Below are 17531 nucleotides of genomic sequence, written 5' to 3'. Positions count from 1 at the left end.
CTGGCCACGAAAAAGGAGGGCGGCAGTCATGCCAAAGAAGGACGATCCCAGCGCGGCGGTGAAGGAACTCCTGGCGGCGATCGCTAACGGCACCAAGAAGATGGGGCCCGACGAGTTCTTCTGGGAATTGCAGGCACAACTCAAGAAGTATCGTCCGGCGGCGCACGCGGATTTTGCTGCCTGGTTGCGCCGGGCCGGCATCCGCAAAGCGCTGACACCGGAGCAGTGCGCGGTTGCCGCCAAGATGGCGCGCAAGAGGGAGAACGCAGTGCTGGCGGTATATCCGCCGATCGAGCGTGGCTATTGAGCGCGGCCGGCGCAAGACCGCAGCTCGACGCCTACGATCAGTGCGTTGATCGGGCCTTTAGGCGCTGGGTCAGCACGGCCCTGGCCGCCGAGCTGCGGGCGGTGGCTTACGGGATGCCGCATGGCATCGGGCTCTCGGCGGCGCCGCAGTGGCAGTCGTGGCGGGCAGTGTTCACCAGCCCGGTGATTCGCGCCCTGCCGGGCGTGATCGCGCAAGGCTTTCCCGCCGTACCCGCCGCTACGGTGCAGGCGCTGGGTCTGGCGCAGGTGCTGTTGGTGTTTTTGGCTTTTGTGGACGATCGGCTCAATGACGGTCAGGTGTATTTAAACCGCCCACTGCAGCTGTTGCGCCGCAACATGGAAGCGGAGGCGCAGGCGTGCCTGGGCGCGGCGATGGGTGAGCGCGACGAGTTCTGGCGGCTCATTCGTCACGGGCTGCGTGAGTACGCGCGCGTGCACGTGGCGGAGGCGATGCTGTGGAGCGAGAACTCCACCGGTTACACGCACGCAGATTACGCGCGTGACGCCGCTGCCAAGCTGCCGATGGCCAAATGGGCCGGTCTGGCGCTGGCCATGCTCGGCCAGGCCGCCCCGGCCGCCGTGCACCGGCTGGGGCGGGCTGTCGATCACTGTGTGGTGGCGTTGCAGTACGCGGACGACGTGGCGGACTGGGAGGAGGACTGTTGCGCGGGCCGCTGGACCTACTTCATTCAGCGGCTGTTGAACGATGCCGAGCTACGGCGCCGCGTACCCGTGAGCGTTGCGGCTTTGCGGGAGCGGGTGGCGTTTTCCGGCGTGGCGGAGGAGTTCCTTGTACGCGCGCAGCAACACTATGATGCTTGCGCCGCGCTCTTGAGTAAGTTCGCGATGCCCGCGTGGCACAGCTGGCTGGTGCAGCAGCGCGCGAGCCTGACGACGCATATCGCGGCCCGGCAGCGTGAAAACCGGCGGCAGCGCGAGCAGTTCGCCGCTTCGCTGCGGCGCCGTTTGCTGGCTGGTGACGGCGGCGCCGGCGCGCTGACCGGCGGCTGACGGCAATGACGGCGGACTCCGCGTTGGCGGCCTACGATCGCCGGGTCGATCGCGCCTTTCGCCGCTGGGTGAACAAGACGTTGCCGCCGGAGCTGCGGGGCGCCGCCTTCAGTCTGCCTTACAGATTGGGATACTCGGCGCAGCCTGGTTGGCGCAGTTGGCGTGATGTCTTCGGCACGCCGGTCTTTCGCTCGCTGCCGTATCTTGTTGGCGAAGGCTTTCCGCATGTAGCGCGGGTGCAGCTCGACTCACTCGGGCTAGCGCATGTGCTGCTCATCTTCCTGGCGTTGGTGGACGATGCCGCGCTCGACAGCCAAGTCGGCTTCTCGCGCAGCACCAACCTGATCCGGCGCAGCCTCGAGCTGGAGCTCGGAGCTCGCCTGGCTACTGCGGTGGGTGCGCTCCCCGGCTTCTGGCGGCTCTATCGGCGCATGTTCCGCGAGTACAACGCCGGCCATGCCAGCGAGCCTGCACTCTGGGCAGGAATGGAGTCGAGGTACGATCATGCGCGCTACGCGCGCGACTCAGCCGCCAAGACCGCGATCGCAGGTTTGCCCGGACTGGCGGTGGCGCTGCTCGGCGGCGCAACGCCCGCGGCCGTCAGCCGACTGGGGCGCGTAATCGATCGCTACCTGGTCGGGATGCAGTATCTCGACGACGCGGCCGATTGGGAGGACGATTTTCGCAGCGGCCGGTGGACGTATTTCATCCAGCTGCATTTGCAACCCGGCGAGCGCAGGCAGCCGGGAGCGGCGCCGGGCGCAGTGGCACTGCGGCACCGCAGCTCCATCAGCATCGCCACGATGCGCAAGCGAGTGGCGGCTTCGGCGGTAACCGAGGAGTTCCTCTTCCGCGCCAGTGGTCACTACGCCGCATGCGTCGATCTATTGGAAGAATTCACCATGCCGGCCTTCCGCCGCCAGGCCAGCGCCAAGCGCGACGCCCTGGCCCGCCTGGCGGGCGCGCGCCGCCAACTGCGTGAGCAACAGCGCGACCAGTTCATCCACGCCCTGCGCCGGTGCTGGTCGGGTGACGCTGCCGCGCCCGTTGTCTGACGGAGACTCCGCAGCGGCGCAGCCGAGAGGGCCGGGCGCCGGCGGTGGCGCGCGGGAGGTCGAATACCCGCTCTTGCGTCTCCGGTCAGGGTGCGGCAGCGGTGTCGGCCGGGCTCGGGCGCGCGCGTTTGCCGAGCAGATTCAGCTTGAATCGCCGAATCACATCCGGTTCCACCCGGCGCCCGTCTGCGGCCTCGAATGCCAGCGCGTCTTGTGGGCACTGCACGATGCACGCACCGCAGCGGATGCAACGGTCGGTGTGGACGCGGGCAACCTGGTGCAGCTCGGGCTGCTTCTCGAACACCCCTTCGGGGCAGACGGCCCAGCAGGTGTACGCGCCGGTGCAACGGTCGGTATCGAGCACGACGCGAAAAGCCTTGTCCTCCAAAGCGCCGGCGGCGGCGGTCGGGCTCGACCCGGCATAATCGAAGGTCAGCAAGCCGGTGACGGCAATAGCGGCAAGGCTCCACAGCGCGGCTGCTAGCGGCGTGAGAGCTCCGGCGAGGGCCAGCACCACATTGGCTGTCACTACCGCGCTCAAAGCCACCAGCGCTTGTCGCCCGCGCTCGGGCAGCGGCAAGCGCTCGTAGAGAAAGAACACCGCCAGCGCGAGGCCCCAGATCAAGGCCAGCACGCCGCTGAGGTGATGGCAGCCCGGCACCGCCGCAATCAGCGACATCGGTGTCGCCCACATCGCCGCCATCTCGACCCGCTGGCGCGCGCTGAAGCGCACTTCGCGCATGGCGCGCGTCTTGTCGCGCCCGGCCGCGAGATAGGCCGGGATGTCCTTCGCGTCCGCCGGCCCAAAGCGCACGATCCAGCCCGTGCGCCGGCGCACCTCTTTGGCCTCGATCCCGGTTGCCGCCAGCTGGGGAACAATGATCTCACGATGTTCCACGCGCTGCTCCAAAGCCGCCAGCTTCAACGCCGTGACCACTTGAGGCGTACCGAGATGCCCGCCGGAGGCGGCGCACCAGACGTTGATGCCACGCGAATTAGCGACCAGCAGATAGGCATCCAGGCCGCGCAGTGCGCGCCGCAGGCGGCGCACGCTCAGGTCGTAGTTGCCGGTCAGCAACACCGGGCTCATGCGATCGGGCTTGCCGATCACGCGCAGGCCGGGTGACACCGGAATCGGCACCAGGCGAAAAGCCGCTTCGGCGATTTCGGCGAGCCAGTCAGTCAGTTTCATTCCCTCACCCCCTCCGGCCGCTGCGCCACCACCAGCGCCATGCTGCCGAGCGCCCAGCGGGTCTCGGCCTGTAAGTGATACCCGGATTCCGCCACCAGCTGTTTCAAATCGGCGACCGCCCAAGTGGAGGTCTGCGTCAGCAGATAGGTCACCACCGCCACTGGCCAGCGCAGCAGGCGATAGACCGCCCGTTGCCAGATGCGTTCAGGCCGCACTTCGTCGGCGATCACCAGCCGGCCCCCCGGGCGCAACAACCGGTGTACCGCGCGTAGCAAGTAGCGGCGCTCGTCCGCGGGTAGCTCGCTGAACAGCAAGGCGGCGGCGACGACGTCGAAGCCGCCGGCCGGCAGGCGGTCGGCGATCTCGACCGCGGCCATCTCGCGCAGCTCGACCGCGCCATCAGTGCCGAGCTTCTGCTGCGCCACTGCCAACATCTCCGGGTTGTGATCTATCCCGAGTACCGTAGCGCCGCGCTGGCGCAGCGCTAGGGTGAGATTGCCGGTGCCGCAGCCGAGTTCGAGCACGCGCGGTGAGCTTAGCCCAGCCACCGCCGCGTCAGCGGCGGCGGCGTAAAGGCGAGTCACTCGTCCGAGCGACAACCACCTGATGCCGGTGTCATAGCGATACGGCACGGACTCGAGCAGCCGCATGTAGGCGTACGTGCTCATGGGTCAGCCTTTGGCCTCCTACCCGATCCGCGGCGGCCAAACAATGCGCCGGTGACCGGCGGTGACTTCCTGCCGTCTGGTGGTGCTGGACTGTACATCAGCCTGAAGCGGCCGCGGCGAGCGACCGACACCGTTGATCGCAGCGGATCACGCGGCACCCGGGGGTCGGCTTTCGCTTGCGAGCTTTGACGGCGCGCGCACCTCCGTGGTAAGCCCCGGCGCATGCCACGAGGGGATCAGGTGGCGCGGCTTTACGCGTCGATCATGGACCTGGCGCGCGCCAAGCATGGCCTCACGGCCGCTGCGCTCGCGCGCCGTCGCGAGCCGCCCGTGCGCACGGTCTATCGCGACCTTCACGCCCTTGAGACCTCGGGCTTTCCGATCACCAGCGGTGACGGCATACGCGAGTTGCAGCGGTTTGTTCTCCAGCTCGGTGCTACCGTAGAAGTCCTCGAGCCGGGGTGGTTCCGCCGGGAGACTGCGCAAGAGCAACTGCGCGCCGCGCGCCGCAATCAGCGGCGGCCGCGAGAAAGATTGACCTTGGATGACACAGGGCTGAGGGATACGGGGCGCGGCGCAGGGAGCTGACTCGACAAGCTCTTAGCGTTGGAGATGCAGCGATGGAGCGTTGGATTTCGGCCCTCTACGAGGGCATCCTCGAAGTGACCGACCCCGATCACTTCAGGGGAACAATCATCTCCGGCATCGGCCCGGGCAAGGCCTTCGGCTTCGGGCTGCTGAGCTTCGCGCCAGTGTGAGGAGGCTGCTCATGTTTGAGACGGGCAAGAGAGTTCCGTCATTAGGGGCTGAATGAAATCACTCGCGACGGTGCGCCGGCAGCTCACCGCCGGCCGGTTCGACTTCAGCCGGCATGCCTTCAGACGGGCAGTCGAACGTAACATCAGCGACGAGGAAATCCGTGGGGCTGGCGCACACGCGGAGGTGATCGAGGAGTATCCGGCGGACAAGTATTCACCGAGCGTCTTGCTGCTGGGCTTTACAGCGGCCGGGCGCCCGCTGCATATTCAGGTGTCGATGGCCGATTCCGACACGACCAGAATCATCACACTCTACCAACCGGACCCGGCCGAGTGGGCCGACTTCCGACGACGGAGATGAGTCATGGCAAAGTTCAGGTGTCACGTCTGCGGCGGTGAAACGGCGAGCGACGACTTTGTGAACGAAGTGCTGGACGTCGATGGCCGGCGGGTCCTGGTCGAGCATATCCCGGCGCGCGTTTGCACGCGCTGTCGAGAGCCGGTGTTCTCGCGTGAGACCACCGAGCGCGTCCGGCAACTCGTCCACGGTGCGAGCCGCCCGACGAAGACGATACCGTTGGACGTCTTCGAGTTGGCGTAGCCGGTTTGCAACAGGGCGCATGCCCGCCAGAGTGGAAGTGTGGTTCGATGCCGAGGGCGATTTCCTCGAAGGCCATTTTTGGGGGCGCGCCTGGTTACATGCGAGAGACTGCAAACGAGGCGATGATGGCGCGCGTCGTCGACAACCGCGGCCGCATCATCGGGTTCAGCATCCTCATGACTTCACGGGCGGACATGACGCGGCCGACATGCGCGTGCGAACAGATTCGTTATGCCGCGTGACCTCCACGCTCTCCCGCGCCTCTCGGACCGCTGGAGCCACCTCTACCTGGAGCACGGCCGCCTGCAGAAAACGAAGGAAGGGCTCGGCTTCGTCGATCCGCAGGGTGGTACCACGGCGGTGCCGCTCGACCAGTTCGCCGTCGTGCTGCTACGCGCGTGGGGGTGAACCTACAAATCTTCGCTCCTCGCGGCCTCGGCCGTTGGCACCATCCTTTTCGCCCCCAACGCCTCGATTTCCACCGGCTGGCCGGGGCATGCTAAGCGAACTTGCTATGACTGACAGAACAAGGCGCATCGCCCTCTGGGTCGTTGTCGGCGCTCTGCTGGTTGCGTTTGTTGGCATCGACCTCTTGTACCTGCTCGGGTACTGAAGGGGTGCGCGACAAATTTGTGGGTAACGTGGTTCGGTGTTATGGCCGTCATTCCCGCGAAAGCGGGAATCCAGTTTGGCGTTTGGCGCTATGGACAAGCAGTTGTGCGTTTACATCCTGGCCAGCAAACGGAACGCTGTACATTGGGGTGACCTCACAGCTGGCAACGCGGGTGTGGCAGCATAAACGCACGGCTGCGCAGAGACCGCAATCGTGCGGGAGAAGCAGCTGAAGAAGTGGCGCCGCGCCTGGAAGATGACAAATTGCGTCCCTTTCGGCCATGGGCCCCGGCCTGACAGTACACAGTACTGCCAGACCGGTGAGGATTTGCCCGGTCGGCTGCACGTTACCCACAAATTTGTCGCACACCCGGAGCAGAGTTACCGTTTGACAGTACCCAGCAACGCCGCTACCCTGCGCTCATGTGGCGGCGCTGGACAGGACTTGCGCTGGTGGTAGCTGTCGCGTGGGCCAGCCTGATGAGTTGCCCGCGGGGAGCTGCCGGCTGCGCCATGGCGAAAGCCGGCCACCGCTGCTGCACCGAGCAAACGCGTTTGCAGGGCAGTAATTGCTGCGGCCAGGGTCAAGCCCAGGCCGCCCCGGTTCTCCGGGCAACCGGGGTCGGGGAGCGCGACCTTCCGCTGCATCCGGTGTTGTTGCCCGTGCACTGGGCGTTTGCGGCCAGCGCTGTTGCTCGGCAGGCGGCCTTTAGTCAGCTGCGTCGCGAACGCGGCTTGGCTCCTCCCGTTACTCTGATCAGTCAGCATACCTCGCTTCTCCTCTGATCGCCTGGTCGAACGGCTTCGCTTCGACCTAGCCGGCACCTCTGCGCCCTGTGACGGGCGGCGGGAGTGCCAGAGGAGAATATATGCGTTGCGTACACACGGCGCTGGCCTGTCTGGCCGCGCTGGCTGCCCCCGGTCACACCTGGGGGCTGGAGCCGAGTCCACTGGGCGACCCGCTCACACTCGAGGCGGCGGTTGCCTACGCTCGGCAGCACAACCCGGAGATCAACGCCGCCGAAGCGAGCTGGCGGGCGGCGCAGGCGCGCCCGTCCCCGGCTGGCTCGCTCCCGGATCCGCTGATCAACACCGCCTACCACAACGAAGGCTTCGATCGCCTGCGCCAGGGTAGCGGCGAGTTCTCTTTCCTGCGCTTCGGCATCGAGCAAGAAGTGCCCTTCCCGGGCAAGCTCTCGCGGCAAGAAGCTGCGGCGCGGAGCGAAGCTGACCGTGAAGGGGCGCGCTATCGCGCTACCGTACTGAACGTCGTCACGCGCGTGCGGCTGACCTACGACGACTACTTCCTCGCCGACAAGTCGCTGGCGATCGTTCACGGCAATCTCGCCTTGCTCGAACAGCTCGCGGACGGCGCCGGCGCCAGATATCGAATCGGCGAAGGCCTCCAGCAGGATGTGGCGCGTGCACAGGTCGAGCTGTCGATCCTGCACGGGCGTCTGGTCAGCTTGGAGCAGGAGCGGCAGAGCGCGGAGGCGATGCTGGACCGCTTATTGAACCGCCCGGCCACCGCTGCGCTCGGGACGCCGGCGCCGGTGGAGAAACGGCCTTTGTCCTGGAGCCTCGATCAACTCGAAACCCTGGCCGGGGAAAGGTCGCCGAGCCTGGAAGCTGCCGAACACGACATCGCCCGCGCTGATGCGGCTTTCGACCTTGCCAAACGCCAATACTATCCCGATGTCGTTCTTCGCGCCGACTACTTCAACCAGGCGTCGCTCACGCCCGAGTGGGAGGTTGGAGTCGGCCTGCGTGCGCCCCTTTACTTCTGGCGCAAACAAAGCTTCGGCGTGCAGGAGGCAGCAGCCGGCGCTGCCCAGGCGCGTGCCAGCCGGCAGAACACGCGCCAAGAAGTGCTCGCGAGGCTCAGGGACCTTTACGCGCAAGCGACCAGTGCGCAACGTCTGCTCGAATTGTACGGGACCGGGGTGGTGCCGCAGGCCGAGGTGTCTTTGAAGTCGGCCTCTGCGGGTTACCGGGTCGGGAAGGTCGACTTCCTGACCCTGCTCAACAGTTTCACGGTTCTGTACGACTACCAGCTGCGCTACCACCAAGAGCTCACCCGCTTCGACAAGGCCTTGGCCCAGATCGAGGAAGTCGCCGGTCTTACAGGGGTCGCCCATGAGTGAACTAAGAGGACGGCGTTTACTGGTTGCGGCACTGGCGGTGGCACTCCTCGCCGGCGTCGCTTACGTCTCATGGAAAGCCGGCACCATGCGAGGACCTGCGGCTGAATCGCAGTCGCCGGCGGCCGCGCGCTACCACTGCCCGATGCATCCGACGATGGTGTCGAACCAGCCCGGCGATTGCCCGATCTGCGGCATGCGGATGGTTCCGATCGATGAGGGCGCGAGTGCGGAGGAACTGGAGGGGCCCGTTGTCGAGCCCGGGCCGCGGGTGGCAGGGCGGGCCGCCATCCGGCTTCCCGAGGGCCGCCGTCAGCTCATCGGCGTACGCACCACCGCAGTTGCAAGAAAGCCGCTGCGCCGCACGATCAAGGCAGTCGGGCAGGTCACCTACGACGAGACCCGCATGCATCACGTGCACACCAAGACCGGCGGTTGGGTCGAGCATCTCTACGCCAACGCTACCGGAGAAATGGTCAAGGCGGGCGAGCCCTTGCTCACCATTTACAGCCCCGAGCTGGTGGCCTCGGCGCAGGAGTACCTGATTGCACTGGAGGCGCAAAAGCGGCTCGGCGAGGCCGCGCTGCCGTCGGTGCGCCAGGGCGCGGCGCAGTTGTTGGCCAGCGCCCGCCAGCGCCTGCTCTTGTTTGACCTGACGCCGCAGCAGATCAAGGCGCTGGAGCAAAGCCAGGAAGCCCCCACGACAAACGTGCTGCACGCACCCATCAGCGGCCATATCATCGCTCGCAACGTGACCCAGGGGGAACGGATCGATTCCGGCACCAAATTGCTCGATATCGCCGATCTGAGCCGGGTCTGGGTGCTTGCCGATATCTACGAGTACGAGCTGCCCTTTGTTCATCTCGGTCAAGCCGCCAGCATGAAGCTGTCGTACTTACCCGGCAAAGTCTTTGCCGGAGAGGTGACCCTGATCTATCCCGTTGTTACCGAAGCAACCCGCACCGTGAAGGTGCGCATCGAGTTCGCCAACGGCGATTTCACCCTCAAGCCCCAAATGTACGCCGAGGTGGCGATCGACTCGACCCTGGGCGAGGCGCTGCTGGTACCGCAAAGCGCGGTGATCAGCAGCGGCAGGCGCGATCTCGTGTTCGTTGACCGCGGTGACGGCTACCTCGAACCGCGCCAGCTCGACATCGGCATGAGGCTGGCCGACGAGTTCGAGGTCATCGCGGGGCTCGTCGAAGGAGAGCGCGTGCTCACTTCCGGCAACTTCCTCGTCGACTCCGAGTCCAAGCTGACGGCGGCGCTCGCCGAGGCCGGCAGCGCTGCCGGCCATTCACACTGAGTGCGGGAAGCAGCCAATGGTAGAGCGAATCATCGAGTTCTCCGCTCACAACAAGTTCCTCGTGGTCGTGCTCACGGCCGTGGCCCTGGCCGGTGCGCTCTATTCCGTGCGCAACGTTCCGCTCGATGCCATCCCCGACCTCTCCGACACCCAGGTCATCGTCTACTCGCGCTGGGATCGCAGCCCGGACATCATTGAGGATCAGGTCACCTACCCCATCATCACCGCCCTCCTCGGCGCGCCCAAGGTCAAGGCGATCCGCGGCTTCTCCGACTTCGGTTTCTCCTACGTCTACGTCATCTTCCAGGACGGGACCGACATCTACTGGGCCCGCAGCCGCACGATCGAGTACCTGAGCAAGATCCTGCCCGCTCTGCCGCAGGGAGTGCGGACTGAGCTCGGCCCCGATGCCACCGGAGTGGGGTGGGTCTATCAGTACGCGCTCGTCGACAAGACCGGGCAAAACGATCTGGCGCAACTGCGTACCTTCCAAGATTGGTACCTGCGTTACTGGCTGCAGAGCGTGCCGGGTGTGGCCGAGGTCGCCTCTATCGGCGGCTTTCAGAAGCAGTACCAGGTCAATCTCAACCCCGGCGCGTTGCTGGCGTACAAGGTGCCGATCCAGAAGGTCATCGACGCCATTCGCCAGGGCAACAACGACGTCGGCGGCCGCCTAGTCGAGTTCGCCGGCGCCGAGTACATGGTGCGCGGCCGCGGCTACGCCCGCTCGCTTGAGGACATCGAAGACATCGCCGTCGGTCAAGACCTGAACGGGACCCCGATCCGTGTTCGCGAACTCGGCCGGGTCGTGGTTGGAGCGGAGATTCGCCGGGGTGTCGCCGATCTCGACGGGCTCGGTGACACGGCGGGCGGAATCGTCGTCATGCGGCACGGCGAGAATGCCCTGAACGTCATCGAGCGCGTAAAGCAGAAGCTGGAGGAGGTGCGGCCCTCGTTGCCGCCCGGCGTGGAACTCGTCACTACCTATGACCGCTCGGAGTTGATCGAGCGCTCCATCGACAACCTCAAGGAAGAGCTGGTGATGGAAATGATCATCGTCAGCATCGTCATCTTGATCTTCCTCTGGCACATCCCCTCCGCCATCATTCCGATCGTCACCATTCCGGTGTCGGTCTTCCTTGCCTTCATCCCGATGTACGCGATGGGCGTCACCTCCAACATCATGTCGCTGGCGGGCATCGCCATCTCGATCGGCGTGCTGGTGGACGGCGCCATCGTCGAAGTCGAAAACGCCTACAAGAAGCTTCAGCTCTGGCAGGAAGGAGGCCGCCAGGGGGACTTTCACGCGGTGCGGTTGAATGCCCTCAAGGAAGTCGGGCCTTCGGTCTTCTTCTCACTGCTCGTGATTGCGGTGGCCTTCCTGCCCGTCTTCACGCTGGTCGATCAGGAGGGGCGGCTCTTCAAGCCGCTTGCCTATACCAAGAATCTGGCGATGGCGATCGCCGCGATCTTGGCCATCACGCTCGACCCGGCCCTGCGCATGATGTTCGCGCGCATGGATCCGATCCGGTTTCGTCCCCGGTGGTTGTCGTGGATTGCGAACCAGGCGGCGGTGGGCACGTACTATCCCGAGGAGAAGCACCCCATCAGTGTCATCCTGTTCCGCGTTTACGAGCCCGCCTGCCGTCTGGTGCTGAGGTTTCCGAAAAGCACGATCGCCGCCGCGATTCTGCTGCTGGCCACCACCGTACCCGTGTACATGCGGCTCGGCTCCGAGTTCATGCCGCCGCTCTACGAGGGGACGCTGCTCTACATGCCGACCACCCTGCCCGGTCTGTCCGTCACCGGAGCGCAGAGCCTGTTGCAGAAGATGGACGAGATCATCACTCAGGTGCCCGAGGTCGAGCGGGTTTTTGGAAAGGCCGGCCGTGCGGAGACCTCGACCGATCCGGCGCCCTTCTCGATGATTGAGACCACGATCCTGCTGAAACCGATGCCGGAGTGGCGGCAGATTCCGCGCTTCTATGCCAACTGGCCGCAGTGGTTGCAGGCCCCCTTACGCCACCTCTGGTACGACCGCATCAGCAAAGAGGACCTCATCGCCGAGCTGGATCAGAAGCTGCGCTTTCCCGGAGTCACGAACGCCTGGACCATGCCGATCAAGGCGCGCATCGACATGTTGACAACAGGGGTGAGGACGCCGATCGGGATCAAGATCTACGGGGCGGACCTCGCGGTCATCGAAGGCATCGGAGCCCAGATCGAGGCCGCGCTGCGGGATGTCGCCGGCACACGCAGCATTTACGCCGAGCGCACTGCCGGCGGTTTCTTTCTCGACTTCGCCCTGCGGCGAGACCAGCTCGCGCGTTACGGCCTGAGTGTAGAAGAGGCCGAGATGGTGATTCAGAGCGCCATCGGCGGTGAGGTGATCACCCGGACGATCGCGGGGCGGGAACGCTACACCGTGAACGTCCGCTACGCGCGTGAGGAGCGCGACAGCCTCGACCGCCTCCAGCGTGTGCTGGTGCCGACCATGAACGGTGCCCAGGTCCCGCTCGCCCAGCTTGCCGACATCCGCATGGCCTCCGGTCCTGCCATGATTCGCGACGAGAACGGCATGCTCGCTGGGTACGTCTACGTCGATCTTACGGGGCGCGACGTCGGCGGGTACGTCGAGGAAGCAAAGAGGCTGGTGGCGCAGAAAGTGTCTTTGCCCACCGGCTATGCGCTGCAGTGGAGCGGCCAGTACGAGAACATGCTTCGGGTGCGCGAGCGGCTGAAAGTCGTCGTGCCGATCACGATCTTTCTCATCTTCGCGCTGCTGTTCATGAACACCAAGTCGGCAGTCAAAGCCAGCATCGTGATGCTGGCGGTGCCGTTCTCGGTCGTTGGGGCGGTGTGGCTGCTGTATCTTCTCGGCTACAATACCTCCATCGCGGTCTGGGTGGGCATGATCGCGCTCATGGGCCTCGACGCTGAGACGGGCGTCTTCATGCTGTTATTCTTGGACCTCGCCTATTACGACGCCGTTCGCCAGGGGCGGATGCGGACGCAGCAAGACCTACGCACGGCCATCATTCACGGCGCGGTCAAGCGCATTCGCCCGAAGATGATGACGGTCATGGCGGCAATGATGGGCCTGATGCCGATCATGTGGTCGCTCGGGACCGGCGCCGACATGATGAAACGCGTGGCGGCACCGATGATCGGCGGCCTGGTCACGAGCTTCATCATGGAGCTACTCGTTTATCCGCCGATCTACGAGTTCTGGAAGTGGAACTTCGAAATGAAGCGCGGGAGCGTGGACGTGAGTACCCTGCCGATAGCGGAGCTCCGCGGACACTGAGCAGGCGGGAGGATTGTATGCAGAGCCGTGGCGTGTGGCTGATTGGTGCCTTGCTGGTTGCCGGGGTAACCGCTGGTGTCGCCGTACCCCTCGCGTGGCGTTGGTGGACGGCTTCACCCCGCGGGTACTGCCCCGTCTGCCGCCGGCACGAGCACAAAGAGTCGCTGGTCAAGTTCCAGGCGGAAGGCGAGAGGGTGACAGAAGTTTGCTGTCTCAGTTGCGCACTCACGTACGGCCGGCAGACGTCGAAGGCCGTGACCATCTTGAGTGTCACCGACCACGATAGCGGCAAGCCGCTCGATCCGGATGGCGTAACCTTCGTGGTTGGGAGCAACGTATCGCCGTGCACCCACGATGCGGAGCAGTTGCGAATGGAGGGCGAGACCGTTCCGGTTCACTGGGACCGCTGCATGCCGAGCATTCTCGCTTTTGCATCGCAGGAAGCTGCCGGCGGATTCCAACGGCGACATGGCGGCGCGCTGCGCGGTCTTGAGGAGCTGAAGCAACAAGCCGCGGAGAAAGAGGCCCTGCACTAACCAGAGAAGCTACGGGAGGCCGGCAGACAGCCGGTCCATTGAAAGGAGAGAGTTATGAAATGGATGGTCTACCCACTTGGAGCGGTTGCCGTGGTCAGCGCTGTCGTGGCCGCGCGCCCGGCGTTGTCCTGCTCCGATCTGCCAGCAGGCTGTGCAGCCGGGATCGCGATGGCGGATACGGAGCATCCCGAGCACGGAGCAACAGCAAACAAGGTCGCTGGGGCGCGGCCGGGAGACGAGATCGCCTGCGCGATCGACGGCATGAAAATGCGCCTGAGCGCAGACACGCCTGCGGCCGAGTATGGCGGCAAGACGTACTACTTCTGCAGCGACGCGGAAAAGCAGAAGTTCCTGCAACAGCCCCAGCAGTACATCGGGGACTGAGCGATCAGGCCGCAGGTGAATGCGCAAGGAAGGAGCGATTCATGACAGACTGTGAACCCCGATCTGCAGTAGTAGCAACGAGGCCGAACCGCCACAGCGACACTGCCGACACCCGAGAAGAACACCGCAAACTGAGATCTCGGCGCCCACTGCCCCGCAACGGCTCGTGGTGGATGGCGGCGCTCGTCGGCGCTTTGAGCTTAAGCGGCTGTGCCACGACCAAGCGAGCCGTCTACTTGGTTGTCGATCATCACGTAGGGATGGCCCGCGGCGCGTTCGATATCCTCAACGGCGAGGCCGAGGCGCGTGAGCAGCGCGTGACCAAGCTGCAAGCGGACCTGAAACAAAGCCGCGCAGCACTGCAAGCGGAACAAGATCAAGACCGCTTGCTGGCACAGCTCCGCCAACACGTGGCGCTGCAAGACGCGCTGGTTGCTGAAATGGTGCCCGGCCACGGCGGTCATGCCTATCACTGTGGCGGACACCAGCAGGGCCACGCTGAGAGCGAGGGCGAGACCCCGAATGAGCAACAGGAGCGGCATCAGCACTAGGGTAAGACTCCTGCGCTGCGGCAGTGCGCCGGCGGTGGGCGCAAACAGCCTGGCGTTTTCGGGTGCGGTGACTGCGGCAGGGACGGGCGCGGCGGCTTCCGTGTTCGGGCGACGGCGTCCTCCGGGTCAGTGCACGAAACCGAAACCGACGATCGCGGACGCTTCACGCTGATGCTGCCACCCGACAACTCGTACGTCATGGGCTTCGAGCATCAGGACGGGATTAGCGGGGACATGATGAACGGCGGCATGATGGACGAGGAAATGCATTTCGCTGGCTTTATGGCCTTCGCGTGCGGCGCCGGCGAGAGCGATCATTTCTTTGTGAGCGGACGCGAACGCACGATCGAGCTCGGTACAATCATGGTGCGTCTGGACGGTGGCTTTGCTCGACCGGGGCGCAATCCGCTCGACCAAATGGACCGTGACGGATTCTATGACGACGACATGAACCACGACGGCCACCATGATGACGACGTGGACGGTGACGGCCACCACGACTGCGAGATGGGCGGTATGGGGCACGACGATGAGAGCGATGATTGTCCGGGTCCGCTGACTCCCAGGCCGACCAGCTCGGCGATTCCGGACGCCACACCAACGCCTGACCCGCACATGGCCCCAGCGGGATCGTGAGATCGGAGGGTGGAACCATGTGCATCGACGTCGCTGAGTTGGGCGAAAGTGGACTCATTGCGAACTGCGCGATCCAGCCGGTACGTTCAAGCAGTGCGCGGAACCAGCGCACCCAGAAGGAAGAAGATACGCAGATGAGAAGTCTCAACGATTCAAGCGCGGTCGAAATCAGTTCCGGCCGCGCACAAACCGTCTTGTTCGCCGTTGGTGACTACGTCGCTGGCGCCCTCATTGGCGCAGCCACCGCCGCGGCCGTGCGGGCGACTATCTATCCCGAACTCGACATGGTGATGGCGATGCTGATCGGAATGGCGGTGGGCATGGTTGTTCACCTCGTGGTCGGCTTGCTGCTGACGCCGGTGGTCGGAGCGTTTCACGTCATGATCCCGGGCAGCCTGATCGGGATGTATGGCGGAATGTTCTTCGCGATGCGCGACACCATGCAGCAGCACGCCGGATCGCTTGCGCACGCAGTCGCGATTGGCGCGGTGTTTGGGCTGGTAGTGACCGCAGCGGTGCAAGCCTACGACTGGGTGCTCCGTAGCGGCACGACCCTGGAGGACTAAAATGAGCAGCGACACTCGACTGCAAACGAAGTGGAACCGTCTGAGCCGAATGTACGACATGACCGGGTGGGCAGACGACCGCCGTTTCGCAACGGCGAAGCGGCGCCTGTTCGCCGGCATGAGGGGGGATTGTCTGATGGTTGCGGCGGGAACCGGCAACGACTTCAAGTTCTTTCCCCCCGGCCATACGATCACCGCGATCGATATCAGCCCGGGGATGGTAGAGCGAGCGCGGCGCAAGGCGGCCACTTACGACGGGTCGCTCGAAGTCCGGCTGATGAACGTGCACACGCTCGAATTTGCGGACGCGAGGTTCGACACGGTCGTCACCGCGTGCACCTTCTGCTCCGTGCCGGAGCCCTTGCGAGGACTGCGGGAGCTGTATCGGTGCCTCAAGCCCGGTGGCCGGCTGCTCATGTTCGAACACGTGCGCAGCCGGGTCGGCCCGATCGCGATCCTCCAGGACCTGATGACGGCGATCACTCGACGCTTCGGTCCCGAGATGAACCGAGAGACGGTCAGCAACGCCCTGCGCGCCGGTTTCGAGCTTGTGCGGGAGGAGAACGTCTATCTCGACGTGGTCAAGGCGATCGAGGCCCGGCGACCGCAGAAGATCTTTGCCGCGGGGAAGTCTTTGTAATTCCTACTGACGCTCATCCTCGCCTTTGGGACGTTCCTAAGTTGCTAAGCACTTTCCTCCAGGCGGCGCAATTGTTGGGCAACCGCAGCGGTCGAGATTCCCAGATAGCGGCTGACCTCCACGGGCCGAATCCCCCGTTGCAGCACCGCCACCCGGATCACCTCCCGTCTCGATCGACTCACCGCCGCCGAACGTCCCGCGCCGCAGAGCACGACCTCTGCCACCTTCAATCGCTTGCTCACTCCGGCCACCAGTTCTGGCAACTCCTCGGCCCGCCCCAACTCCAGCAGCCGTCGCGCCTCCTTGCCCCGCGCCCGCTTCACCATCCCACGGGCAAAACCTTCGCTCCCGAGCAGCTGTCCGCCCAACCACAAACCCGAGCCGGCCCCGTCGCTTCTCCCACTGATCCGTCCACACAGCTCCGATCGCTTCCCCTCGCTCAGCCCCTCAGTCACGAAACGCCGGTAGGCGGCCTTGCCCCCAACCACCGCCAGCACGGTCTGTGTATCCAAGCAGGCGGGAGGGCGCCTCTGCAGATACGCCGCGTGGCTCGACCACGCGTACGCGCCCGGATCGGCAACCATCCCAGCGCGGACCGGATTCAGATGCACGTAGCGCACCAGCGTGAGCAAGTACTCCTCCGCATCGCAGAGTACAGCCTGGTAACGGTTCTGAAACAGGTGACCCGAACGGCGGTGGCGCAGGTTGAATGCCGTGCTGTAACCCGTCAGCAAGCGGCGCATGAACCCGCCGAGCAGGCGTATGCCCCGCCGCACAACCAGATGGAAGTGATTGTTCATGAGCACGTATGCAAACAGGGTGATGTCTTCGGCCCCGCTCAATTCTGCCAGTCGCTTAAGGAAGTCCCGACGGTCCCCGTCGTTTCGGAAAATCGCGCGACGCTCCACGCCTCGGCCGATCACGTGATAAACAGCGCCCTCGATGTCGATGCGTGGTCCTCGCGGCATGCGCCCCTCGTACCAGACTCAATGCAACTTAGCAACTTAGGAACGTCCCTTTCCTTTCCCCGTGGGCGTGGCCGTAAGGCTCGCGGTCTCTGTTGCCGTCTGCGTCGATGTGCGCGTTGGCGTGAGCGTGGGGGGCAGCGTAGGTGTCGCCGTCGGCGAACGTGTCCGTGCTTCGTTGATTGCGACGATCGCGTGAGCGTAGCTTTGGTGGCCGTTCCACCACCATTGCAGGGTCTCAATCCCCGCCGTGTTCTTGAGTTTGGCACTCCCTG

Annotated in this window: 21 protein-coding genes and 1 pseudogene; 19 read left to right on the top strand and 3 right to left on the bottom strand. The window is 64.8% G+C overall.

Features of this window, described 5'->3' with window-relative positions; genetic code table 11:
* The first annotated feature begins 28 nt into the window (after nt 1-28).
* Genes HY699_20005 through HY699_19995 form a run of 3 tightly spaced genes read left to right on the top strand, consistent with a single transcriptional unit; the run spans nt 29 to nt 2393 of the window.
* Nucleotides 29-307 (top strand): hypothetical protein, encoded by a 279-nt coding sequence (locus HY699_20005; protein MBI4518094.1) that lies wholly within the window; start codon nt 29-31, stop codon nt 305-307.
* Nucleotides 304-1338, top strand: a complete 1035-nt coding sequence (locus tag HY699_20000; protein MBI4518093.1) for a hypothetical protein — start codon at nt 304-306, stop codon at nt 1336-1338. The genes HY699_20005 and HY699_20000 overlap by 4 nt, the downstream gene beginning before the upstream one ends.
* Nucleotides 1339-1343: 5 nt before the next feature.
* The gene (locus HY699_19995) at nt 1344-2393 is read left to right on the top strand and encodes a hypothetical protein (protein MBI4518092.1); all 1050 of its coding nucleotides are present in this window, start codon (nt 1344-1346) and stop codon (nt 2391-2393) included.
* An 85-nt stretch (nt 2394-2478) separates the two neighbouring features.
* On the opposite strand, the gene HY699_19990 is transcribed toward HY699_19995, so the two are convergent.
* Nucleotides 2479-3585 (bottom strand): 4Fe-4S binding protein, encoded by a 1107-nt coding sequence (locus tag HY699_19990; GenBank protein MBI4518091.1) that lies wholly within the window; start codon nt 3583-3585, stop codon nt 2479-2481.
* The gene (locus HY699_19985; protein ID MBI4518090.1) at nt 3582-4253 is read right to left on the bottom strand and encodes a class I SAM-dependent methyltransferase; all 672 of its coding nucleotides are present in this window, start codon (nt 4251-4253) and stop codon (nt 3582-3584) included. The genes HY699_19990 and HY699_19985 overlap by 4 nt, the downstream gene beginning before the upstream one ends.
* A gap of 240 nt (nt 4254-4493) precedes the next feature.
* Here HY699_19985 and HY699_19980 point away from each other — a divergent pair, with 240 nt between their 5' ends.
* The 16 genes and pseudogenes from HY699_19980 (at nt 4494) to HY699_19905 (ending at nt 16291) form a co-directional block, all read left to right on the top strand.
* Complete coding sequence (locus tag HY699_19980) at nt 4494-4841, top strand: HTH domain-containing protein (protein ID MBI4518089.1); 348 nt, start codon at nt 4494-4496, stop codon at nt 4839-4841.
* A 32-nt stretch (nt 4842-4873) separates the two neighbouring features.
* Nucleotides 4874-5011 (top strand): type I-E CRISPR-associated protein Cas6/Cse3/CasE, encoded by a 138-nt coding sequence (locus HY699_19975; GenBank protein MBI4518088.1) that lies wholly within the window; start codon nt 4874-4876, stop codon nt 5009-5011.
* Between the two features lie 52 nt (nt 5012-5063).
* The gene (locus tag HY699_19970) at nt 5064-5372 is read left to right on the top strand and encodes a DUF4258 domain-containing protein (protein MBI4518087.1); all 309 of its coding nucleotides are present in this window, start codon (nt 5064-5066) and stop codon (nt 5370-5372) included.
* 3 nt (nt 5373-5375) lie between these two features.
* Nucleotides 5376-5612, top strand: coding sequence for a YgiT-type zinc finger protein (locus tag HY699_19965; protein MBI4518086.1), 237 nt, complete (start codon nt 5376-5378; stop codon nt 5610-5612).
* Nucleotides 5613-5710: 98 nt separating this feature from the next.
* On the top strand, nt 5711-5854 hold the full coding sequence (locus HY699_19960; GenBank protein MBI4518085.1) for a hypothetical protein: 144 nt from the start codon (nt 5711-5713) through the stop codon (nt 5852-5854).
* Nucleotides 5844-6020: a hypothetical protein gene (locus HY699_19955; protein MBI4518084.1), complete on the top strand. Its 177-nt coding sequence runs from the start codon at nt 5844-5846 to the stop codon at nt 6018-6020. Before HY699_19960 ends, HY699_19955 begins: the two co-directional genes overlap by 11 nt.
* A 295-nt stretch (nt 6021-6315) precedes the next feature.
* Nucleotides 6316-6483 (top strand): annotated as a pseudogene (locus HY699_19950) (GIY-YIG nuclease family protein).
* A 610-nt stretch (nt 6484-7093) separates the two neighbouring features.
* Nucleotides 7094-8368, top strand: coding sequence for a TolC family protein (locus HY699_19945; GenBank protein MBI4518083.1), 1275 nt, complete (start codon nt 7094-7096; stop codon nt 8366-8368).
* Complete coding sequence (locus HY699_19940; protein MBI4518082.1) at nt 8361-9671, top strand: efflux RND transporter periplasmic adaptor subunit; 1311 nt, start codon at nt 8361-8363, stop codon at nt 9669-9671. Before HY699_19945 ends, HY699_19940 begins: the two co-directional genes overlap by 8 nt.
* A 16-nt stretch (nt 9672-9687) precedes the next feature.
* Nucleotides 9688-12978 (top strand): efflux RND transporter permease subunit, encoded by a 3291-nt coding sequence (locus HY699_19935; protein MBI4518081.1) that lies wholly within the window; start codon nt 9688-9690, stop codon nt 12976-12978.
* A gap of 17 nt (nt 12979-12995) precedes the next feature.
* Complete coding sequence (locus HY699_19930; GenBank protein MBI4518080.1) at nt 12996-13514, top strand: hypothetical protein; 519 nt, start codon at nt 12996-12998, stop codon at nt 13512-13514.
* A gap of 54 nt (nt 13515-13568) precedes the next feature.
* The gene (locus tag HY699_19925; protein MBI4518079.1) at nt 13569-13898 is read left to right on the top strand and encodes a YHS domain-containing protein; all 330 of its coding nucleotides are present in this window, start codon (nt 13569-13571) and stop codon (nt 13896-13898) included.
* 173 nt (nt 13899-14071) lie between these two features.
* Nucleotides 14072-14449: a hypothetical protein gene (locus HY699_19920; GenBank protein MBI4518078.1), complete on the top strand. Its 378-nt coding sequence runs from the start codon at nt 14072-14074 to the stop codon at nt 14447-14449.
* Between the two features lie 129 nt (nt 14450-14578).
* Nucleotides 14579-15085 carry a hypothetical protein gene (locus HY699_19915; protein MBI4518077.1) on the top strand — a complete coding sequence of 169 codons (507 nt, stop codon included), beginning with the start codon at nt 14579-14581 and terminating at the stop codon, nt 15083-15085.
* 134 nt (nt 15086-15219) lie between these two features.
* Nucleotides 15220-15651 (top strand): hypothetical protein, encoded by a 432-nt coding sequence (locus HY699_19910; GenBank protein ID MBI4518076.1) that lies wholly within the window; start codon nt 15220-15222, stop codon nt 15649-15651.
* A gap of 1 nt (nt 15652) precedes the next feature.
* Nucleotides 15653-16291: a class I SAM-dependent methyltransferase gene (locus tag HY699_19905; GenBank protein ID MBI4518075.1), complete on the top strand. Its 639-nt coding sequence runs from the start codon at nt 15653-15655 to the stop codon at nt 16289-16291.
* Nucleotides 16292-16335: 44 nt separating this feature from the next.
* On the opposite strand, the gene HY699_19900 is transcribed toward HY699_19905, so the two are convergent.
* The gene (locus HY699_19900) at nt 16336-17259 is read right to left on the bottom strand and encodes a transposase (protein MBI4518074.1); all 924 of its coding nucleotides are present in this window, start codon (nt 17257-17259) and stop codon (nt 16336-16338) included.
* Nucleotides 17260-17531: the final 272 nt, after the last annotated feature.

This window comes from Deltaproteobacteria bacterium (assembly GCA_016210005.1).
Classification (GTDB): domain Bacteria; phylum Desulfobacterota; class Binatia; order HRBIN30; family JACQVA1; genus JACQVA1.
This window is presented reverse-complemented; position numbering and strand designations above follow the sequence as displayed.